At 42.8% G+C, this 22,837-nt stretch carries 18 protein-coding genes; 6 read left to right on the top strand and 12 right to left on the bottom strand.

The features are described 5' to 3' along the window. Positions 1–212: 212 nt before the first annotated feature. The 10 genes from GVO60_RS02585 to GVO60_RS02540 form a co-directional block, all read right to left on the bottom strand. Positions 213–1,112 carry an AraC family transcriptional regulator gene (locus GVO60_RS02585; RefSeq protein ID WP_159651031.1) on the bottom strand — a complete coding sequence of 300 codons (900 nt, stop codon included), beginning with the start codon at positions 1,110–1,112 and terminating at the stop codon, positions 213–215. Between the two features lie 164 nt (positions 1,113–1,276). After that, positions 1,277–1,543: a DUF2999 family protein gene (locus GVO60_RS02580; RefSeq protein WP_159651030.1), complete on the bottom strand. Its 267-nt coding sequence runs from the start codon at positions 1,541–1,543 to the stop codon at positions 1,277–1,279. A 108-nt stretch (positions 1,544–1,651) separates the two neighbouring features. Continuing rightward, the gene (locus tag GVO60_RS02575) at positions 1,652–2,785 is read right to left on the bottom strand and encodes a lipocalin-like domain-containing protein (protein WP_159651029.1); all 1,134 of its coding nucleotides are present in this window, start codon (positions 2,783–2,785) and stop codon (positions 1,652–1,654) included. Continuing rightward, positions 2,785–5,286 carry an ABC transporter permease gene (locus GVO60_RS02570; protein ID WP_159651028.1) on the bottom strand — a complete coding sequence of 834 codons (2,502 nt, stop codon included), beginning with the start codon at positions 5,284–5,286 and terminating at the stop codon, positions 2,785–2,787. The genes GVO60_RS02575 and GVO60_RS02570 overlap by 1 nt, the downstream gene beginning before the upstream one ends. Continuing rightward, positions 5,273–5,977 (bottom strand): ABC transporter ATP-binding protein, encoded by a 705-nt coding sequence (locus tag GVO60_RS02565; protein ID WP_159651027.1) that lies wholly within the window; start codon positions 5,975–5,977, stop codon positions 5,273–5,275. The genes GVO60_RS02570 and GVO60_RS02565 overlap by 14 nt, the downstream gene beginning before the upstream one ends. 83 nt (positions 5,978–6,060) lie before the next feature. Beyond that, complete coding sequence (locus GVO60_RS02560; RefSeq protein ID WP_159651026.1) at positions 6,061–6,693, bottom strand: HAD family hydrolase; 633 nt, start codon at positions 6,691–6,693, stop codon at positions 6,061–6,063. A 37-nt stretch (positions 6,694–6,730) separates the two neighbouring features. Further along, a complete protein-coding gene (locus tag GVO60_RS02555; protein ID WP_159651025.1) occupies positions 6,731–7,240 on the bottom strand; it encodes a GNAT family N-acetyltransferase in 510 nt (169 codons plus the stop codon). A gap of 33 nt (positions 7,241–7,273) precedes the next feature. Then, the gene (locus GVO60_RS02550; protein ID WP_159651024.1) at positions 7,274–7,711 is read right to left on the bottom strand and encodes a GNAT family N-acetyltransferase; all 438 of its coding nucleotides are present in this window, start codon (positions 7,709–7,711) and stop codon (positions 7,274–7,276) included. A 412-nt stretch (positions 7,712–8,123) separates the two neighbouring features. Beyond that, positions 8,124–12,569 (bottom strand): SslE/AcfD family lipoprotein zinc metalloprotease, encoded by a 4,446-nt coding sequence (locus GVO60_RS02545; protein ID WP_159651023.1) that lies wholly within the window; start codon positions 12,567–12,569, stop codon positions 8,124–8,126. Positions 12,570–12,734: 165 nt separating this feature from the next. After that, entirely contained in the window at positions 12,735–12,980 is a 246-nt protein-coding gene (locus GVO60_RS02540; RefSeq protein ID WP_159651019.1) for a DUF3297 family protein, read from the bottom strand. A 908-nt stretch (positions 12,981–13,888) separates the two neighbouring features. Between GVO60_RS02540 and GVO60_RS02535 the strand changes: the two genes are divergently transcribed. The 5 genes from GVO60_RS02535 to GVO60_RS02515 are packed head-to-tail and all read left to right on the top strand — an operon-like array spanning position 13,889 to position 18,761. Beyond that, positions 13,889–15,064: a glycosyltransferase gene (locus GVO60_RS02535; protein ID WP_225874888.1), complete on the top strand. Its 1,176-nt coding sequence runs from the start codon at positions 13,889–13,891 to the stop codon at positions 15,062–15,064. 8 nt (positions 15,065–15,072) lie between these two features. After that, positions 15,073–16,023 carry a glycosyltransferase family 2 protein gene (locus GVO60_RS02530; protein WP_159651022.1) on the top strand — a complete coding sequence of 317 codons (951 nt, stop codon included), beginning with the start codon at positions 15,073–15,075 and terminating at the stop codon, positions 16,021–16,023. Beyond that, a complete protein-coding gene (locus tag GVO60_RS02525) occupies positions 16,010–16,387 on the top strand; it encodes a GtrA family protein (protein ID WP_159651021.1) in 378 nt (125 codons plus the stop codon). Before GVO60_RS02530 ends, GVO60_RS02525 begins: the two co-directional genes overlap by 14 nt. A 12-nt stretch (positions 16,388–16,399) precedes the next feature. After that, positions 16,400–17,119, top strand: a complete 720-nt coding sequence (locus GVO60_RS02520; protein WP_159651422.1) for a class I SAM-dependent methyltransferase — start codon at positions 16,400–16,402, stop codon at positions 17,117–17,119. After that, on the top strand, positions 17,112–18,761 hold the full coding sequence (locus tag GVO60_RS02515) for a glycosyltransferase family 39 protein (RefSeq protein WP_159651020.1): 1,650 nt from the start codon (positions 17,112–17,114) through the stop codon (positions 18,759–18,761). The genes GVO60_RS02520 and GVO60_RS02515 overlap by 8 nt, the downstream gene beginning before the upstream one ends. A 474-nt stretch (positions 18,762–19,235) precedes the next feature. Here GVO60_RS02515 and GVO60_RS02510 read toward each other — a convergent pair whose 3' ends face one another. Together GVO60_RS02510 and GVO60_RS02505 are read right to left on the bottom strand one after the other, a co-directional pair. Then, positions 19,236–19,481, bottom strand: a complete 246-nt coding sequence (locus GVO60_RS02510; RefSeq protein WP_159651019.1) for a DUF3297 family protein — start codon at positions 19,479–19,481, stop codon at positions 19,236–19,238. Positions 19,482–19,588: 107 nt separating this feature from the next. Next, entirely contained in the window at positions 19,589–21,577 is a 1,989-nt protein-coding gene (locus tag GVO60_RS02505; RefSeq protein ID WP_159651018.1) for a U32 family peptidase, read from the bottom strand. Between the two features lie 235 nt (positions 21,578–21,812). On the opposite strand from GVO60_RS02505, the gene GVO60_RS02500 reads away from it, so the two are divergent. Further along, the gene (locus GVO60_RS02500) at positions 21,813–22,649 is read left to right on the top strand and encodes a LysR family transcriptional regulator (RefSeq protein WP_159651017.1); all 837 of its coding nucleotides are present in this window, start codon (positions 21,813–21,815) and stop codon (positions 22,647–22,649) included. Positions 22,650–22,837 lie beyond the last annotated feature (188 nt).

The raw sequence follows: 22,837 nt of genomic DNA, 5'->3' as shown, positions 1-22,837 counted from the left end.
TGATTTCAGAAGTAGAAGGAGGCTCAGTGTATGCTTACTTGGGGAGGAAACCGTGAATTGAATCGCAACTCAATTTTACTTAGTTACATGAAAATGAAATTTACGAAGTAGGATCACGATAAGGTTCGCAAAATGAATGGGAATCTAAGTTATTGGATTTTGTAATTGAGAAAGAAGAAAGCCTGCAACTGGGCAGGCTTTATATTTAGGTTTTATTTAATCGCAGTACAGAAGCTCACATCAGCGTGCTGAGTTTGAGGATCGTAGCTGTGGTAAAGCTCGAAGCAGGGGCGGCAATCATTTTCGATGCCTGACTCAATCACATTGCTCATGAGATCATCCCACGCTTGCGAATATTGGTTATGTTCGGTGATGTTTTTGCGCATCACAGCATATTGCCCACCAGGAAAGTCTTGCAGCTCAATGCCAGCAGGGACTTGGGTATCTTCAGGAACCATCAAGCAAATATCTGTACGACATTTCTCGTTTGGCGTGATTTCTGGGTTGTCATGGTAAATGAATATGTTGGTATTCCCGGCCAACCCCTTCATCCCTGCCCATTGGAATAAGCGACCAGCGGGCTCTTCATAGCCTTCACCGTAAGGACCTGTGACTCGAACGTATGCCAGTTTTGCAGCTTCAAAGTTTTGAGTTTCCATTGTATGACTCCATGTTGTTGGTGTAGAGCCAGTATAGGGAGTCGTAGGATCAACTTCGTTTCCATTCTTGCGCAAGGTGTGTCCAATCTTGCTGTTTCGCGCTAAGGCGGAAAAGGCTTGGTAATTGTCACAATCGCGAAATGCTGTAGGCGTCACGCCATAATGCTGTTTGAAGGCTTTTGCGAGACTCTGCGAGCTTGAAAACCCATACTCTAATGCCACGTTAAGCACCGGTTGTTTCGATTTGAATAGCTCGTCGGCAGCGGCTTCGAGGCGCAGTCTACGGATATAGTCGGCCAAAGTTTCACCCTGCACTGCTTTAAAAGTTCGGTGAAAGTGGTATGGAGAGAGGTTTGCCAAGGACGCTACTTCAGGTAGGTTTAAAGGCTCATTAAAGTTTTGCTCTAAGTAGCGAATGACAGGCAACAATCTTTTTCGGTAATCAACGCGCATTGGTCAGCTCATCCTTGCTTGATTTGCTCAAAGCCTACCGAATTGCAGCAATGTTTCAAGGTAATAGGGGTAGAAATGCGTAGCGAGAAAGGCGAATTCGAGATAATAAAAAAGGCCGTCAAATCCAATTGCTTGGGTTTAACGGCCTGTTTGGAATATAGGTATTAGTTGCCTTGGTTTTGGCTCTGAAGTTTCTCTTTCGCTTCTTCAACTTTAGAGAAATCTAACCCCAATTCTTCAACTGCATCTTTGATGAGTGCAGGGTTTTGCATTACTTGGCCCATTAGAGCTTGTAGCTTGTCTTGTGGTAAACCAAGTTGGCTAATGGTCGCCATTGCTGCAAGAGGGTTCTGAGTCAGTGTTTGGAAGATCTCATTGATCTGTTCATCGCTGATGTTGTTCTCTTTCAGCAAGGCAATAATAGGGTTCATCGTATTTCCTTTTCAATCAATTGATGAGATAGCCACGCAGTTTATCACTTGCCTGTTGGGGAGAGAACTCCCTAGTTGGGTTGTGAGTGATAAATATGATGCTTCGCCTTAATAACCCGTTAGCTCCATATATCCCGTTCCAGAATGTGAGCCATCAATAGTGACGGGCCCTTCCCAGTAAGGCACTGAGAGGGGCATTTGGGCTTTTGGATTTAGCGCCGAGATAGTCAACTCGATTTGCTGAGTCGGGATAGATATTTGCCACACTGTTGGATAATTGTGGCCTTTAATTTGTGTTTGCTTAATGGCAGATAAGCGAATGTCACTCTGCGAAATCGCGGTTCCTGTGCCATCTCGCTGCATTAGCCGGGCGCTGGAATAGCTCGCTTCTCCCGTTTTGGAGTCACGTAACTGGAAGAGCACTAAGCTGGTTTCATAATCCAACCTGAGGGCAAACCAATCCCAGCCTTGTTGTGAGTCTAGCAAGAACTGCGAGCTCCACTCTCTGTCTATCCAACCTTTTCCGGTCACTTTTTGCGTTTTACCATCCATGGTGATTTGTCCGGAAACGTCAATAAAGGGTTGGCTGTAGTAATAGGAAGCCACTTGGCCGTCTGCACTCTTGATACTGTAGCCTTGTTCACCTTGCTTTTGATAAGGAGCGGTACTGGTTAAGGTTAGCGAGTAGCCAAATTGCTTTGAGTGAGCATTTAAGGTGGCTGGGAATAGGTTGTCAGTTGAAGAGACCCATTGCCAATCGTCAAGATACACTCGAAATGGGGAAGTACTTACCCCAGCAAGTTTGGTTTGGCCACGAGACCATTTTTCGTCGGCATAGTGTTTGTTTTTCGTCGTCACGGCACTGTGCGCCATATAGATTTGTTGGCTTTGCCATGGAGTTTTCGTCGCCTTTTTGTTTTTACTATCTATGCTGTCCCTAGTTTCAGGAGCGGCGGCGAAGCGAAACTGTGTCCACTGCATACCCAGTGGCTCACCGTTTTCATTGGTTAAGTTAGCGGTGAAGTACCACCACTCGTGACGAAAGTTTGGATGAGCTTGATGGTCGGCTGGGAAGGTTAACTCCGCTCCTTTAATGACAGGTGAAAATTTCCGGTTACCGGCTTCAGATTTGTTTTCACTCAGTAGCAAACCCATACTTTGTTGTTGCGATTGGGGATCTTTGCAGCTAAAGATAATGGCAACACAACAGATGAGAGCAGAGCTTCTAATAAGTCGTTTCATCACAGCACCTCGCTTTGCAAACTGGATACGACAGGTTTACTTACTAAGCGCCATAGAGGGATTAAAGTCGCTATCACGGCCACAAAAATGGTGATTGCGGCGACGCTTAACGCATCACTCCAGCTCCATAGATAGTTGAGGCTCCAACCAAAGGCTCGTAGGGTAACGACGTCTGTCAATACATAGCCAACCAAGGCGGCTAAAGGTAGTGCGATAATTAACGTAAAAGCCACCAAAGCAGCAATTTGACCTATCACTATCGTCATCAATTTCCGGCGATTGACGCCCAGTGCGTAAAGCCTTGCGACTGCCGCTTTGCGCGCATCGAGTAACATGAAGCAGGCACTGAACAAGCCAATTACAGCGACCATAAGTGTGACACCATTGAGCGCGCGAGTGATGGCAAAGGTTTGCGAGAAAATATCCAAAGCGATGGATTTGATTTGTGCTTGGTCATAGAGCTGACTTGGGTGCAGATTCAGTTGCTCGCGCAGTTGGTCGTATACGTTTTGTGGGTCGCCCGAGACTTGAATGCCAAGGCTTGTCGGTAGGTTGGTAAAGCCGCTTTCTTCCCATAGTTTTGGCGCTAACAAAATCTCGCCATTCGGAGAACCGTAGTCGTGGAAAATCGCCCCGACAATGAGTGTTTTGTCTGGAATTGCATTAAGCATAAGTTTGCTGTCGAGCGATAATCCTAGTTTCACTGCTGTTGGTTCACTAATAGCGACCCATTCCCCTTGGTAAAAGCGCGGCCAGAAGTTATCCAAATGCGATTTGAACACCATGGTTTGCTCTAAAGTCTTTTTATCTTTAGTACCGAGAAGCGTCGGTAAACCTTGTACATTGTCCTCGACATAGTATTGCTTGTAGACAGTTTCAACATTCTCGAACTCCTCCAATGCTTGCTCTACATTGGCGATGTCTCCTTGCGCAGGGCTGACGTAAATATCCGCATGCAATCGCTGCTCAAGCCATTGTTTTAAGGTGGATTCAAAACTGCCAACTAAGGTATTCATTCCAATGTTGGCAGTCACCGCGAGCAGTAATGCCATCATGGCGAGAGAAAGCGGAGAAATCAGCTCGCGTAACTCCGCAAACAGATAGTGCATTAAACCAAGGGAGCTACGTTTTTCACACTCGTGCGCTAATACGCTTAGGGTTTTGGGAAGGTATAAAGGAATGGAAATGACCAATAACCCCAGCCACCCCATAGTGAATCGATGGTGTTCACTGAGCCATAAGCCGATTAAAGCTAAAACCGTAAGAGTGACACCAATGACGAATAACTGGTTTTCGTTGGAACTGTCCGGCGCTTGATAAAAGCCCCCGTGAGAAGAAAGAGGCTGGCGGATACGTTGTTTAAAGTGCTGCCAACAAGCAAGCGTTGTTGCTGCGAGGGTTAACAGTAGAGCTTGTGTCCACCATTGCCATTGCCAAGTTCCGGGGAGTAGCGTTGCGCCGTAAAGTTGCTCAAGAGTGAGTGCGACAGTGGGGTGAAGCCAATGACTGAGCTGGATACCCAGAATAAAACCAAGCGAAGCACCGATTGAAACCAATATCGTTAACTCGATAAGTAGCGCCGAAAAGACGATTTTAGGTGCAATACCGGCTTGTTGAATTTGTACTAACAGCCGATTACGTTTTAGTAGGCTGTACTTCACGCCGTTGTAAGCGATAAACAGGCCAACTAAAAACGCCAGTAAACTCATGGCGGTGAGGTTTAAGTGGAAGCTATCAGTGAGTGAGCCAAGATCGGTGCTTTGGGTATTGCCAATCCACTGACCGTGATCTCCGACGAGGTTTTGCCACGTAGATTGGCTATCATTGATTGTATCGAAGATAGCGATGTAACTGAGCTGCCCTTGTTTATTCAGTAGCTGCTGGGCAAAACTAATATCCATCAACATCCGACTACCCAATTGCCACTCATCAGGTAACACCTCGATTTTGGTTTCGATGTCATCCAGAGTCAGCGTCTCCACTGATCCAATATTGTGGTGCTGCGACTGGCTCATCATCACAATCGGTTTTCCGGCCAATAGCTCAGGCAGTGGCAATACGTTGTCGAATAGAGAGACATTCTGTTCGCTATCGGATGATTTTTCATTATGTACGGAATAACGAGAGCGTGAAGTGAGTGCAGCTATTAACTCACTGCCTTGAACTGACCATCGGCGTCCATTTTCATCTCTGACTCGCCCTTCAATCACGGGTAATGCGGCACTGAGCCCGTTTTGCCTTAGGGTAAAGTAGAGCGATTCGGTTAGATAGTTTTGCCCTGCTGGTGGAATAATAAGGTTTTGCGCTTGGGCGCTAAGCTGCTCTGTGGATTCGGCGTAGCTACGCTTGGCATTGAGGTTGATGGCTTGCACAGCGACAAACAAAGTAACGGCGAGCACTATGCCAATCAATATCGCTGCGGCTTGCAAAGGGGCTTGCTTATAATGCGCGCCAAAAAGGCTTAGCGTGATCTTGGTATGCGACAGCTTAGTTTGCTTCATCGTAAAGCTCGCGTTTATTCTGATCGCGTTTGAGATGTCCGTTTTGCAAATGCAGTTGAGTCTGCATAAAGCCTGCACATTCGGGGCTGTGAGTCACCAAGAGCACCGCGGTATTACCTTGTGTGGTGATTTCACTTAACAGCTTCATCACTTCTAAACCGGCATATTGGTCAAGGTTGCCCGTCGGTTCATCAGCAAGTAACAGTTTGGGTTTATGGGCTAACGCGCGAGCGATTGCCACTCTTTGTTGCTGCCCTCCAGACAGTGCCGAAACATGTCGATTAAGCAGGGGAGTGATGCCTAATGCTTCTACTAAATAGTCGCACCAATCATTCCATTTTTGCTGATTCAAATGCAGTGGAAAGGCGATGTTCTGTTTGACATTAAGTGGCGTCAATAGATTGAATTGTTGGAAGATAACGCCGAGCTTTTGGTGACGAAAACGGCTCCATTGTGGGTCTTTCCAATCAGATGAATGGTCACCATCTAGGTAAAGCTCACCACTCGTAAGCGGTTCGAAACCAGCAATCACATTCAATAAGGTACTCTTGCCACTACCACTGGCGCCCGTTAATGCCACACTACAACCACGGGATAAGGTAAAGTCGACGTCACTCAATACGTGGTGTGTCTCTTTGCCATCAATGAAGCTTTTGCTGGCCGATTTTAGTGCAACAAGTGGGCTGGTCATCTCTTCTCCTTGGCGAATTAATCTCGTTTTTACATGCTCTTATACTGGTTTAACGAAGGTTTGAATCACCTTTAATCGGTTAGTTATAGATAGCGTAGAATGGTTTCTAGGCAAGAGAAATCATCCACTTGTTGGTGGTGCTTGGCACGATTGCCAACAATGACGAGGTTGACGCCCAAGTCTTGGCACGCTTTTACGTCCCAAATGGCATCGCCAAAATAGGTGACGGGCAGTTGTGCTGTTTGATCGACTTTGGCTTGTGCCAAGCGCATTATTTGAGTCCGGGAATAATGGTCATTGGAAGAGGCGATGGCGAGTTCATCAGGATTAAAGCCGGCAGACTCGAGTTTGAGTTTGGCTGTTTCTCCCCAACCACCGGTCGCAACGGAGACTAAGTAGTGTTCGCTATTAAGGAGATAGGAGACAAACTCTTTAGCGCCTTGAACCTCTTTAGCTGGCGTGTCTTTTAGGGTGTCGGTGATATTTTGGATAAAAACAGGCTTAACTAATCGTTCTAGGGTTTCAAGCGAGTAGTGAGGAGCTTGGCGCTCAATAAAGGTTTGAAGAATGCCTTTGTCAGTGGCGTGGGGGTAAGCTTCCCAATCACTTGATAGTGTTAATCCTGTTACTTCCTCTACAGCCGCAACAAAGCACTGCTCATCCAGTTCGTAAGACTGAATCAGTGTTCCATCTATGTCTAACATCACGTGATTCATTCGCTTTCCTTGCGTGTTGTGGTTTGATTAATCAGGGTTAGGGATTGGTGCTCTCGATAGAGTAAGTTTCTAAATCTTCGACATCACCGTAAAGCTCATCGGTTGGGTCAGGAGTCATCCCTAGCTTCCTTATGATCGCCAATGAGGCATAGTTTGACTTCAAAGCGACGCCATAAATCTTCTTAAAATTCTGGCTTTTGAAGGTTTGCGCGAGTACTGATTGTGCGGCTTCAAACACGTACCCCTTACCCTGATAGTCTGGCAATATTGCGTAGCGGATATCGCTGAGTTGAGATTCTTGGCAATACTCTACGCCGGCATAGCCTATTTTTTGCAGTGGTTGTTGCTTTAGGTAAACAACATAAGAGCCGAAGCCGTGTTCCCAATGTAGGACTCGATTGGTGACATACTGCTCGATTTCTTCTTTTGAGTATGCTGAACCTTTGGGTAGATACTTAGTCAGCTCATCTGAACCTAAAATTTGCAGGTAAATATCCAAGTCGAGCGGTGTCGTTGGCTTGAGTATTAGATTTTCTGTTGTCAGCATTCGAGTCCCTTATGATGAATGAAGTTATAGAGTTCAAGCCTTTAGCTCTAATTCATATTCATACTGATTTTCAGCGATTTTTTCAAAACCAAGGCTTTGGTAGAGCTTATAAGCGGGGTTGGTTTTAATGACACTGAGGCCGACACTTGCACTTGATTGTTTGGCTTTTTCAATCAATGAGTGAATTAAGTGCGTGCCAATTTTGGCATTTTGGTAGCCCGGGTGAATCTGAATTTGGATCAGATACCAAAGGTTATTCTCTGGTTGAAACTCAGCCTTGAATAAACCAATTGGGACATCATCAAGCGTGACGATTTGTGCGCAGTCAAACCGGTATTGAATGCGATCGAGATAGTCTTCCAGCGAGATAGGCATTCCGATTTCTTCGAGATAATCGCGCATGGTGGAGTTGCGCAGTTCGACTAAAAAATCAATGTCTGACTCGACAGCTTGCCTAAGAGCAATGTTCATTTTCTTTTCCTTGAAATGGTCATATTTATTTAGGGTCTGTTGACCTTTCGAGCTGATTTTTGCAGCGGTTTGTGGAAAATTTCTACAAGGCAGAGGCTTTGATGTGTAGCTAGCCTACATGAGAAGCCGATAACACAGTAGAAATGAAGCACAAACGCTGCCCGAAGGGTTCGGCTAAAATCGTTTTATGCTTTGTTAAGGAATATTGACTTAGAATGACTAGGCTACACATCCCTTGCCGCGCCTAAAACGATTTTATCTCGAACAAAATTTAACCGCGAAAGATCAACAGACCCTAGTATCAGCATGCCATTATTGGAGAAGAGAGACAAATTTAAGCGAAGGTAGTGGAATAAAAAAAGCGCGAACAGATTGGCCTGAGCGCGCTTTAGAATTAAGTTGATAGTTTATATTATGGCTGCTTGCCGAAACCTAAATGGTCAACCACCAATGGGCTTTGTGCTGGTTTCGGTAAGTTCAGTTCTGCTAGCTTGCTTAGCCCTGCTTCACTAATACCGCCTTGATAGACTTTGCTGCCGTCTGGGTTGGTCATTGAGGTCTCGCCGACGTTCCACGCATTAAAGAAGTCACTCAAATCAAAGTCAGACACATATGAGCTACACACCATCATCAAGTCGCCACCGGAAAGCCCTGTTTCAGCGGCGCTACAGTAGTTATGGCTTTCATCGCCCTGTGTGTCACCGCGAGCTTTGCGGTGCATTAGTTTAAACATGTTCCAGCCTTCATCTTCACCGTAGATATCAGGTTTCGCTGAACCTGAGTACCAGTCGTCAATTTTAAAGTGAGACTTCGCCCAGATCTTTAGCTGACCAAACATCACGAGTCGCATACCCGCATCACCATGAGACCAAGCGTGTCCGTCATTTGAACTTAGCCAAATAGGTGCTTTTTTGATGTCTGTGCGAATTCGATCCATCTCTGGATTGTCGTTGCGACCTTCAAGCTCCTGCATGTAAAGGGCTAGCACATTGTTTGTTACCTCTGTGCTGCCTGGTGCAGTAAAAGGTGCTGCTGCTAGATTGTGTCCAACTTCATGCCACAATAGCCAATCGTCAATTGCGTTGGTTGGGACGTTATTGCTGTTGGCATTGAAGCTGGAGTTCATTACCGGATAACCAGAGTGAGCGGCACCCACAGAGATTTGAACGTCATTGACGAATCGATGGCGAAACTCTTTTAGCTCTGGATAGGTGAAACGGCGATGTAAGCCGTCTGCTGTGGCCTCATCGCGGCCATAGAAATCGCTTGCCGCATCGGCGAAGCGGTTCATGTCTTTCGCAAACTTAACCAGATCGATATTTTCCACGTTTTTAATCGGAGTGGTGTAGATGAACGAGCCAGTATCCACTTCGGCAATTGGTGCTGCTGCGGATTCTGGAGTATTCATCCACATGCCTTCTTTCCACCACGCCGCCTTTTCTACACCGGTGAAGTTAAAAGTCACTTCGCCAAGTTCAGGACCTTTTGGTTGTACATAGATTAAGCCACCGTAAGGCACCTTGAAGGTCAAACTGGAGCCATCGTATTGATAACTGGTTTGCATTCTCGGTGGGCGCTTTAAGCTGACTTCATGCAGTGGTTTACCGGTTAAGTCGTCGGCCATCATGACGGTAATGGTCGCTTCTACGCCGCCACTTACGGATACGTCTTGCAGTTGAGGAGCCCATAGACCTGTCGATTGTCGGTTTCCTGCCGAGTAAGAGACAGCGTGCCCATCGGTTTGAATGTTGACTGATTCACTGCCACCAAAACCCGATGTTTTACCTGGGTAGTGAGTGGTATCTACCGTGATGTCATGATCCCAGAATGAGCGCCCTAACATGATACGGGTTAGCGGTTTTTCCATGTAGTTAAGCGGGTAGCTCGGGTTCATTTGGCCAACAAGTTCACCGTCACCGTGGAGCATATTGTTAGCAACCAGTGACGCTTTAAGGTCAACAGGGCAGGCTGCTTCTTGCGTATCTGGTTGATGCTTGCCGTCTGTGTAACAGTTAAGGAATTGTACCGCTTGCTTAAAGCCAAGTTCGTCTTGAATGTGACTCTCAAAGCGGTATGGGTTGTCGTTCCACATCCAAATAGAGAGGTTATCGTAGGTTTGGTTTAGTTCAGTGCTTGATAGACGTTGACCTTGTTTCCCTTTCGTTCGGTAATAGATCTCGTGATTGTACAGAGCGGTAAAGTTTGCGCCTAAATTGGCAGCTTTTACCATACTATCGATGACAGATTGGCTTACTTCATAGCGATCGAAGTCGGCGCGATAGTAGTTGCCCCGAACGGTAATGCCATCACCTTGGCGTGTTTCTATACAGTTAAACTCGTACTGATAGTCGTTGCTACAAACGGGCGTTCCCTCAAAAATGGTTTGTAGCTTTTCAATGGCCGCTAAGCGTTCCTGTTCGTTATTAACGAAAATACGAGCATATTTAGTGACTTTAACTTGTTGGCCTTTGTCATTAAGTTCGAAAACCTCGTAGGTTGGGATTCCAAACTTGATCTTGGTTTCGTCTTTGATCCACTCGACACTGCCATCTTGGTTGACAGAAAACGGTGGCTTACCGTCTACATCTTCGAACCGCTCAAGTACCACCATGTCCTGCTGGCTTTTCACATGCAGGTTTGGGTACATCGTCTGGCAGTAGTATGAAGAGCCACAGAATGCTTGATTGGTTGGCGTGACATTTTCGCCCCCCACAGAGATCCCTGCGGCATCGGCTAAGCGGCCAATCGGCTCTGGGTTTGCGGTTTGTAGTGCTTCCATAAACAGCACGTTACCACCATCGTTGATGTAGTTAATCAACGCCGTGATGTCTTCTTGGCTTAGATTTGGATTGTCTAAATCTGCAACAAACTGATGTGTCATACCGTCGCTGATAATGCGCTTCGGATATGCCTGCAATAACAGGATTGGAGTTTGTTTAGCATCAAGGCCGCTGAATCCATCTTTAGACAAAGTGATGACTTCACCAAAGCCAAACTCTGGGTTAACAAAGAAGTCGTACTCTAAACCCGACTGTGAGTTGTGATGTGCAGCGTGAGCCTTGGTAATGTTGGTTGCAATGCTCAAACCCGCTGTCGATTCGCCCTTGTTAAACCATTGAAACAGGTTGGAAAAGAATAGCTTCATTGCACCGTTGTCGTCATGCAACGTGTTCACAGCTCCGTTGACTAAACACGCTTTTTCTTTGCCATCGATTTTCAGGGCGCGATCTGCCCAATAATTCTCTGGACATGACAATATACTCGGGTACAAGCCATTACCCATGAAGACGACTTTACCTTTGCCAATTTCACCCGCTGTCACGAATGGGAATCCGTAGGTCGCGTTGTCTTCAGATACGGTTGGGATCGCTGGCATATCAATGGTTGGGTGCTGGGCAATATAGGGTCTACCCTCACGTGTCCAAGCTTGTGGTTCGCCAAAGTTGAGCTCTCGGTTTTTGTCTGCGCGAGGCATCATGATTGGGAAAGCGCGGTTAGACAGATTGAGCGCGCGCATGCCTCGGGTGTAGCCTGTCGCTCCATAAAAACTGCCATTGTCATTAAAAACATGGAAGGTATTCACGTTGCGGAAAATCGCGTTCAAGGATTCAGTAACGTATTTGCCACTGTCCATGGAAAGCACGACAGGCTGGTGGAAAGCCCTGCTAAATGGGGTTGTTTGATTCAGTTCACTATCAATGTCCGCGGTTAAACCTTGGTCAAACTGAGCAACAAACTCGTTTGGCAGTTTGAAGTCAGATCCTTCAAGAATGCCGCCATTTGGTAGGTTCAAGTTGATCAGTTCATTAATCACGTTAGGGTAGCGAGCAAAGGTTTGCTGTACTTTTTCACTGATCTCTAGATTGGTATCACTCGATGTTGCGTAACGTTCAAGTAGTGACTGAATGTTCGCTTTGACAACGTCATTCTCAGTCACATCTGTCAGTTTGTAGCTAACCTGATTGCCGGTTACTTTACCAAATTCAAAGGTGTCGATGCCAAAGGTAATGGTATCTCCCCACAGATATTCAAATTCACCATCTTGGTTGGTAAGGCCAACGGAGTTTGCAGAAAAGTAGCTCACACCTGTTATTGGTGTACCGTGACTATCTGTCAGTACACTGCGTGTTAATACTTTTCCTTCAGAGCTTGGCTTATAGGTATAGCTCTTTTCTGCCGCTGCGGAGACAAAGCTGGAGTTCAAATTGTCGTTGGCATCAGGGTCTACCGCTGGCACGACTTCTTTATCAACGTGGGAGCTTGGTGCTTTATCCACTTCGTCAGTCGATTCTTGTTCTTTGACGTTCAGGAAAGCCTCAACAGCTTCATTGCTGCCGAGTTGTTGATAGATGTCTTCGATGTCAAAGGCATCGAGTGATTGTAAACACAGCTCTTTTTCATTCTCACAATGGTCAATCGACTGGAGCACTTTCGCGGCGTTATCACCGTGTTGTTTGTTCAAATCAAACGAGGTGCTGATAGTGTCGTTGGCAATGGCGTTTCGCGGTACTGGAGGAAATGGTGCGGTAAATTCACCAAGCACAACGTGACCTAATGAACAGTTAAACGGGGTGCCTTGTTTAACTTCAAACATTCCATTGGTGAGTAGGGTGCCATTACACTCAACCTCGCCAGTAATCTTTTGGCCAGAGGTGAGCAAAGAGCCGATGTAAGTCGCTGGAGGATTAACTACAGTTGGTGGAATTACCTCAGGAGGAGGAATGATATCCGTCGGAGGAATCGTTTCTGTGGGTGGCTTTGTATCAGTTGATATATTCAGATCATCTTCTGTGATTTTATCGTGACAGCCTGTCATTGTTATTGCGGCTATCGACAATGCGAGCAAGGTTCTTTTCATAATTTTCTGACTTCATAAAATGAACCTGTATTCTAAGTGGTTATTTTTCTTGTATTTATCAATTGTTTTTATCATCACAAACAATGAGATTTGTCGATGCCGCGTGAGCACACATACAAAAAAGCCACTTTCAAAAGTGGCTTTTCGATGTTGTTCGCTGAAGACTTAAACGTAGTACGCTTCAACTTCACCTTTCAGTTGGATAAGCATTGGGTTGCCGAAACGGTCTTTTGCTTTTGGAGAAGCAATTTTTACCCAACCTTCGCTAATGCAGTACTCTTCAACGTCAGTACGCTCTTTACCTTTGAAACGAATACCGATCTGGTGGTCGAAGCACTCTTTTACAAAGAATGGGCTACGAGGGTTACCCGCAAGGCGGTCTGGTAGAGCTGGTTTTGCTGTATCTGTCATTTTGTGTGACCTTGAAGTCCGTAAAAAAAGTGCGCCATTGTAGTCAGTGGCAAATCTGGGTTCAAGGTATGTTGGACGATTAGGTAGGACAACTTGCAAGAAAGTACCAATATTTAGGCAACAATATTCAATGCGGTTTTGTTAGTCATTGCTATTCTTGTTTGCAAGCCGTCCGAGATTCCTCGGAACGTTTAAAGTAGGATTTGCTACTGAAGTCTGCGGTGCAAATTATTCGGGAAGAGCGATCTCAAAGAGTAACTTTACAACAATCAAATAAATTGGCTATGGCACAATGAGTCTTGAAGGTTACTACGGTGAAAGTGATGATATCGTGGACGCGTACGGGCAGTAACTTGATACTGTGAAGGTATTTTTTGCGGACCATCAATGGAAATAATGCGTATGCGGTTCGAGCGATTGACAATCATTTGGTGCACTTAGGTGTTGGGTAAATCAATCTGTTATTACGTACACTAATTGGATCCAAATATAGCGCTTGAAGAGGCAGTGTAAGCGATGGCTGAGTTGGTAAAAGCAGGTAAAGAGAAGCGAGTAAGAAGGTCTCTACAGAGTACGATATTCCCCCTGCGTAGTTGGCTCGCGCTTGGTTGGTCGTGCAAGGCGACAATATTATCTCCTCCAGATAGTCGCAAAATGTCGCGTATCGATGAGAATCTAGCCGCGTTGAAAGTCACTTTGAGTTAAGAAACATTGGCTAACCTAAATGAAGTTACACACATCGGTGCGTTTAAAGGCGCGACCTTGGCTTAATTGAAGCAAATTTGTCTTTTAATTCATCCATTACTAACGGTTTTTAGTAGTGGATTTTTGTTTGCTTTGTCTCAAAGGGTTCTGCTACCATTTTTAAATCATATTTACAGTCTTTCAGGCCAGTGTTAGGAAAATAAATGGAGTTTTTGATCTTAGCTATAGCTAGATTTAGAAATGATAAAAAAGAGGCTATGAGTAAAAATTTTGTTAATTTAGCTCACAACTTAAGTTTGAATGGTCACCCTATTATCACAGTGTCACCAACCAGTTTCGAATCTAACAATATGTTTGAACAATGTACTTTTCGTGAAAAAAGTACGTATGAGTCGTTGCGTGAAGGGGTAGTTAATATTATCCGGATGTGTGACGAAATTAATAAACTTCTAAAATTACACCCTGAGTCAAAAATTAATATTCATATTGCAACGCCAATTGAGCTGCTGATAGTGTTTGTCTTTCTAAATTCTAATTATCGTAAAAACACGACACTCTCAATTTGGCAATCATTTCTTACCGCTCAAGAAGTAGTAAGTAATAAATCATTTTTTGCTCGTCGCCTTCCACAATACTTACATTTACTACTTTTTAATTCGTTTTTATCTTCTCCTTTATATCGTATTTTCCTTCGCTACTTTAAGCAGGTTATAGTACACAGCCAGTTTCAAAAGGAGCAACTGTCTTTATTAACAAATATACCTATTCATTTTGTGCAAAATGGTGTTTTTTCTGAAAAAAAAACTTTTCCTTCTTTGACTTCAACGTTATGTAGTCAGGCTTCTCTTCTTTATATAGGACACGCTAAGCCTTCGAAAGGTGTTGATGCTTTAATACATATAGTCGCGACTCTGAAAAAACGTGGAATTCTGGATTTTCATCTTACGCTCTGCTTGAGTGGATTTGGAAGTCAAAATGAAATTGATAAACTAATTTCTGATTATGGTCTTGAATCACATATTAGTTTTAAAGGAAGCATAGATATTGAAGTCGAGATGTCTCAAGCAGATTTGTTGATCTTGCCGCTACGTACTTGTGTAGGGACCAGCTTAACACCGAACTTAGTAGTAGAAGCTTTTTCATGTGGACTTCCTATTGCTATACCTGAGTTTGAACAACTATCAGGCATCATTCAGTATGGAATAAATGCAATTCGTTTAGACCTAAATAATCTAAACGAAAGTGCTAAAGAAATAGAGAAAATCTTTCAGTTTGAGCATTTGAACCATTTGTCTAAAAATATAAATGAACAATTTTTGGACAAATACACATTAGAAAAATTCGTTTCTGGTTATACTCAAAACTTAGTTTCCCAATAGGATTTTATATGAAGAAAGTCAGCATCATTGCTCCATGCTTTAATGAGGAAGCTGTAATTGAAGAGTATTACACTCGATTAATTCAAATGGCCTCAGAGAATGCGCACTATGAGTTTGAATTTGTCGTTGTCAATGACGCTAGCGTAGATAAAAGTGCGGTATTATTGGATGCGATCGCTACTAGAGACAGCAGATGGGTGGTTCTTCACCTCGCTGCAAATGTTGGACAGCAGATGGCTTTATTTGCTGGCATAGAGGCCGCTGAAGGTGAGATTAACGTTACAATAGATATTGACCTTCAGGACCCGCCTGAAGTTATTTCACAACTCATTGAACAGATAGAAAACGGCTTTGATATTGTTCATGCTCAGCGGATTTCTAGAAGCAATGAGTCTATTTTTAAACTGGCTAGTGCAAAAATGTTCTATCGGTTTCTGTCTCTTACTTCTCCAGCAAATCTCATTGAAGATTGCGGTGACTTCCGAGCGTTTACTAAGCCTGTAAAAAAAGCCATATCTGGATTCAAAGAGAAGCATAAGTATTTGAGAGGATTATTTGCAATTATAGGCTTTAACCAAACAATTGTTAGATATAATCGAGATGCGCGATATGCGGGTAAGACTAAATACTCAATATCTAAAATGATGAATTTGGCATCAGATGCTATCTTAAACTTTTCTAGAATACCTATACAGCTAATGTTTGTTGTTTCAACAATCATGTGGTCATTAGGTCTTATTTACCTGACTAAAGCCATGGTCAGCAAATTTATCTTTGGTACAACCGTTGATGGTTGGACATCAATTATATTCTTTCAAGTTTTCTTTTCTGGATTATTACTGTTTTTTATAGCTTTGATTGGGTCTTATGTAGGAAGAATATTTGAGCAGGGTCAGTCTAGACCAGATTACATTATAAGGTATACAAAGAATATGAAAGATTCTGATGAGAATTGTTAAATATGGGTCGGTAGGCCTCATTAATACTATTATTAGCTATCTTATTTTTTACACTTTAGTTAGTTTAGGTATACATTATCTATTAGCGTCTACAGTGTCATTTATTTTGGGGACTGTTTTTAGCTACATAATGAACTCTAATTATACATTTTCGATGTATAAGAGTTTTAGAAAGTTCACTAAATTTTTTATCATAACACTAATATCGTTATCCTGTAGCTTAATATTACTATATTTTTTGAAAAATTTAGTTGGATTTGATGTATTGCTCGCTCAAGTAATAGTGGTTATTGTTCGTTTTCCTATTGTATATCTATTGATGAAGCGTATCGTTTTTAGTCGAGCACAACAGATAATTCGTTAAAGGAGATTAAGTATCAAAAGTAATAAGCAAGAAAAAAAAGACTTTTATAGTGATGCTAACACTGTTAAGCAGTATGAAGAGCTGAGGTTTTCTAACATTGGTGGCAAGTTTGTTCACCGTACGGAGGAGCAGTTATTTAATGAATTTTTAAATAGGTGTAAGCTGAAAAACTCGATCCTTGATATACCTTGTGGCACAGGAAGAATGCTCCCGATAATTATTTCTGTGAACGCTGACAAGGTTTACGCTTCCGACTATTCTGAGGAGATGCTATCTGTATGTAGAGAGAACTACGAATGTGAGAATATAGAGTTCTCAAAGCAGGATATATACTCTACGCACTTTAAAGATAATGAATTATCGATAGTGCTATCCAGTAGGTTTTTGTTCCATTGTGACGATCAGAAGCGTTTGTTTTCAGAGTTTAAGCGCATAGTTGAACCCGGTGGGTGTTTGATCATGGATAGCTTACGTTGGTCTCCGCGTACATGGACAAGTATGTTTAAGAATGAACTAGGTGGTGAGATATATACTAATAGTAGTACGAGCATTAGAGAGCTCGCGCGATTGCATGGCTTTGAAGTTGTTGACTCTAGGTCAATCCTTGCACTTCCAAGTTTTTTTTATAATTTTATTCCAAGATTCTTAATATCTTTTTTAACTACCTTGGAATCAATTTGGCCAGATTGTTTAAAAACCAAACAAGTCTGGATGCTTAGAAAGTATGAATAGTGGAGGCTTTAAATATTTAATTAGTTTATCTTTTTTACTATTGGTATTTGTCTACTTTTATGTGGCATTTAATGCCATTCTAATTAATGATGACTATATGGCGATTTACACGTCTTGGCTACTAAGTATTGGAAGAGTACCAGAAATCGACTTTAACATTGATAGCTATACATTGTTATTTGAATGGATGCAGTTACCATTTTTGTTTTTTTTCAATAAGTTTGAAATTGTTTACTTTTTTCGGACAGTATTTATTGCAATTACAGGGTTGGTAAGTTGGCAAGTATATAATCTTCTTAGATTGTTTTTTTCGAAACGTGTTTCTCTCGTAACAATTCTTCTTTGGCTTTCAACTTCAGCGATGGTTGTTCGCGGATTAGATATTCGTCCAGATTTAGTTATTCTCTCTCTTTGGTTACAGATATTGATAGTGCTTTACCTGAGGACCTACAGTCATACGCGAAAGATGTTGTATGTTGGAGTTCTACTTTGCCTAGCAATGCTTTTTAAATTTAAAGCAATTGTTATATGTACAGTTATTGGCTTTTACATGATTGTTCATCTAATATCAATGAGAAGTATCAGTTCTCTTGTTCGTGGTATTTTTTCTGGTTTATTGGGTGTTGTAGTTTGTATTTCCTTGTTTGTTTTTACAACAGGCACTCACTCCTTAGAACTTTTCTATCAGACGACCCGCGATCTCATGTTGTACTCCGCTCAGTCAAGCTCTGGGAATAGCTTATTAAAGTATAAAGTTCTATCTCGTTACTTAGTTCAAGATTTTATTTATTGGGGACTGGCTTTCATTGGCGGAGCTTTAGGAGTATTACAGTGGAAAAAGTTTAATTCTAATCAGAAACAATGCGCCTTAGCATTGGTATTTCTCGCTATCCTATCAGTAATAGCAAATCCACACTACCATGCATATAATCTGATAACTCTATATCCACTAGTTGCACTTTTAGTTGGCTTCGCTGTTAAGTATTCTACCGAAATTCCAAACTTCTGGACTAAGAGTAGGATATATCTTTGCATACTTTTTATTGCAATGATGGCATTTCGAAGTATCAGGTATGCGACAGAGTTTAATAATGATCATCAAGTCGCCCTACATAATTTTATCGATAAACAAGTTTCGAAAGATCAGGCTGTTTTCGCGTTTGAAGGTATAGGTTTGTTTCGGCCTTCTACATTTAATTGGCGTACATCTGGTATCAAAGTCGATCGCTACCATAGCGGTGAATATAATGTCTGGTCTCAAATACTTTACGTCAAGCCCGTGTTAGTCATTGAAAGCTATCGTATTCCCGACTGGTTGATAGAGAAAGACCGTCACCTCTTAAAGCAAAATTACGTGACTATCGCTCCATCTGTTTTGGCACTTGGATGGGAGACGGAATCAAAGGTCGATAGAGCGATATTGCGTTCCGGTTGGTATACAGTCAGCTCTGATGGAGTTAACTCTTGTTCGATTGACGGGGTTGCTACCGCCGATGAAGCAAAGATTTGGCTAAACCAAGGTCGTCACGTGTTAGAAAGTAGCCATAGTGTTTGTACTCTTCGTTGGTATTTTTCACCAGAAGATATAGATATGCTTAAAGCAAGTAATCTGACAAGTAAGCCTTACCTTTATGTCCCGTAACCTTAATTTGTTCTACAAGCTTTTTAAGTATTGGCTTTGCCGTAAGGGCAGATTGTTTGGTTGATAATTGCCATATTGTGGTCATTATTCACCTTTAGTAGTTCTAGGAAAATGCCGGTTAACTTTGTTTTACTTGCCGATACTTGGGTTTCGGTTTGAAGATCTCGTGGGTCAATAAACACATAGGGGAACAGCCGTGGTAAGTCTTACAAGATCTCTAAGTTCAATACGTAGTATTTACTGTAGACAGAGTTATGGCTAGCCTTGTGTTTCTGAACCACATAAGGGTTGTCTTTAACGTTTATGATTGAAGTACGCTTTCACAACTACACCAATATGCCAAAATAAAAATACCCTCAAACACTAATACTTGAGGGTATTTTCAAACAGCCATCGGATCGTTCAATTGATCATTTACTTAACTTATCGGAGTTAACTTTCAAAAGTGGCTTTTCGATGTTGTTCGCTGAAGACTTAAACGTAGTACGCTTCAACTTCACCTTTCAGTTGGATAAGCATTGGGTTGCCGAAACGGTCTTTTGCTTTTGGAGAAGCAATTTTTACCCAACCTTCGCTAATGCAGTACTCTTCAACGTCAGTACGCTCTTTACCTTTGAAACGAATACCGATCTGGTGGTCGAAGCACTCTTTTACAAAGAATGGGCTACGAGGGTTACCCGCAAGGCGGTCTGGTAGAGCTGGTTTTGCTGTATCTGTCATTTTGTGTGACCTTGAAGTCCGTAAAAAAAGTGCGCCATTGTAGTCACAGCGCGTTCAGTGTTCAAGAATTGTAATCGTAGTCGACGATTCGCGCTACATTAGCGTGACTACAACCCTTTCATATATTGTGCATTAGCCGTAGGTTGGATAAGGCTATGCAGTTGCTCAGCACCTATCTCGTCATGTCTATTCAATATTGCTAAAAACGTATCAATCAATTCAGACTTACTTACTGATACCTTGGTTTCTGTCTGAATATCACGTAGGTCAATCAACACATCTGTCAGTAGCTGCGGTAAGTCTTGCAAAAGTTCTAAGTTCAATACGTTGTGTTCACTGTAGATAGAGTTATGGCTACCTCTATGTTTCTGCACGACATATGGATTATCTTTTAGGTTGATGATTGAAGTGCGTTTTTCACAACGTTTTAGACACCCTTTGTTGACCTTAATTTTCTTACAGCCTTCAGTCTGTTGGAACAAACATTGACGGCTAGTAAGCAAGGTATTTGGGTGGTAGATACTGTAAAATAAGCGCATAGATTCAGGGCGCTTAATATGACGCATCTGTTTCATGTTCAGTTCATTAGAAATAAACGCACCACTTGCAGCAAACTCTTCGTTCAAACACTTAAGAGAATATGAGTTGGTCGTATTCATCTGCGGTCCTGCTACCCAGTTTAAGCCGAGTGCCTGCGCCAAAATGCCTACACCTGAGTTATTGGTGATGAGATTATCAGGCTTAATTGCTGCTAAAAATGTGCGTGCCGCTTGGTAATCTTCTCCAATTAAAATCGCAGGAAACCAAGGCTTTAATTTAGGATGAGCTTGGAATAGTGCAATTAAAGCGTCGCACTCAGATTTAAGCCCCATCGGCATTTGGTAGTAGAGGTCAATATCGGCTTGCTCAACTAAATCGATATCTCTCTCTGATGAGATCAATACCGATAAGCGGGTTTGCTCCGAGGGTGCAGCTGGTGTTAAAGGGGGCAATGTAGGTACATCAATCGCGCCCTTTAAGCTGCGACTAGAGTCTTGATTTGACGAGATATCAAAGTCTTGCGTTTTTTCCGCTACGGTTTCAATGATGGCTGTTTTGTCGTCATAAAGCTTCTTCTTGACGACTTGTACATCTTCCACCGACTCGCACTTGTATACTTTTGAGAAGTGTTTTACGGCGTGATCTCGAGGATTATCAATGTACATCGCTTTACCAAAATCACCCTGTAAAAAGGCGTTGGAAAAATCACGATTAAATACCGTATACAGCTCACGCGTATCAGATGAAAGTTCAACACCGTCACATAAGCGGTCAATTTGTTTGCGCCAGTTATCAACCACAGTATAAACGTAGTGGGATTTCTTGATCCGTCCTTCTACTTTCAGTGAGTAAACGCCAGCGTCAGCCAAAACTTCCAAATCACCAAACGCAGAATTATCTTTCATGTTTAGTGGGTAGCTATTGCCTGTTTTGGTGGTCTCATATTCCTCACGACAAGGCTGACTGCAGCGGCCGCGGTTGCCTGATGCGCCATTGCGAGCCGAGCTGATATAACAGATCCCTGAAAAACCAATGCAGTAAGAACCGTGAACGAACACTTCCATCATCACATCATGCTCGCGGCCAAACTCTGCGAGATGCTTTATCTCGTTGATATTGAGCTCTCGAGATAAATTCACTCGGCTTGCCGTCAGTTGATTAAGAAATAGGATTTGCCCTTCATTATGGGTATTCAACTGGGTAGATGCGTGGACATCAAGATCAGGGAAGTGGTGTTTTAAGATATAAGCTAAGCCAAGATCTTGCACGATGACGCCGTCAATCTGAGTGGTGTTTAACTGGCTCAGCAGGCGCACGATCGCTGGGATTTCACTTTCTAATATTAAAACATTCAGCGTAAGAAAAATTTTGCAGTTGTGCTCATGAGCCAAGCGTAAAACGCCATTTAAGTTATCTAACGTAAGGTTGGTGGCTCGGTTACGTGCATTAAAGCGGTCTAAGCCACAGTATATGGCGTCTGCACCCGCTGCAATGGCCGCTTTTATAGAATCTAAATCACCACCGGGAGCCAATAACTCAAATTGATCGCGTGTCACTATTTATCTCTTCACTCAGTCGAAAACAGGCACGCAGTTTACGGGTTTCACACAAGTGATGTTTGATTAGTTAACCTTTTATTAATCTGAGTCAAAAACAAATAACGTCATGAGTGCGATTTGTCGACTTGATAGCATAGACAACAACTTTAATTGACCACGATTTTGGCTTAAGTGTATGTTAAAAGACCTATTTTATAGCTAGCGGCTTGATGCTAATACAGTGATGACATCGATGAATTTGAATTTTATCAAACACTTTCTTGCTGTGTATGATTTTGGCAGCGTCACTAAGGCGGCGGAACATTTAGATATGACGCAGCCATCTATGAGCAGTGCCATCAAAAAGTTTGAAGAGAGCTATGGTCAGCCTTTATTTATGAAGGTAGGGCGTTCCATTCAACCGACTGAAGCTGCAGATGCTCTGGCTCAACAAATGCGACCGATAATGGGGCAGCTTGAACAGGCACTATACTCGCAACGTCGATTGGTCGTGTGTGGGCCTGAAGTTATTTTACAGTCTCTGCCGAACATGGAGGGCGTTTTACTCTCTGAGAGCCCGGCGGTTGAATACGGTGTTCTCGATAAAATTCGTTCCGGTGAAGTGGATATGCTGTTTGATGATATAACCGTGAATGATCATACTTTTGTTACTGAGCCTATCTGTGAATTGAAGATTGGCTTTGCTTGTCGAAACGAACACCCATTCATAGATAATACCCTTAGTATTGAACAATTCGAGCAAGCGGAACACGTTCGATTGAGGTTACAAGATAGAAACCTAAGCGCCTTAGAAACTCGTACTGAAGAATCGTTTAAGCGTAACATTGTGCGTGAGGTGAGTGGGCCATCAAACTTACTTCTTAGCGTAAGAAATACCGATGCTATCTGTATTGTTGCAGAGAGCATGTTCGGCTTGGCAAAAGAGCTCGGCTTAAAGATATTAGATTCCCCTTTCCCAATTCGCCCATACGAATTAAAGCTGATCTACCATCGACGGTATATCAAGAATACGGCACATAAAGAAGTACGTGAACGTATCAAAACACTATTGCAAAAGTCACTCGATTGAGTGGCTTTTTATTTACCCTCCAAAACACAACCCATAGATATTAACTATGATTTGAATAGTCGCTGGTCAATGGTTAACCAAGCGACGTCAACTTAATATTACCCCATCAACAACGCAGACGGATTTGTTCATTGGTGGGTAGGAAGCCTGAAACGCTTAATCTGAATTTAATGCTACAGGGTAATATT

This window comes from Vibrio atypicus, assembly GCF_009811315.1.
In the GTDB taxonomy this organism is placed as follows: Bacteria; Pseudomonadota; Gammaproteobacteria; order Enterobacterales; family Vibrionaceae; genus Vibrio; species Vibrio atypicus.
The sequence above is the reverse complement of the archived record's forward strand: the minus strand, read 5'-3'. Positions and strand labels throughout refer to the sequence as shown.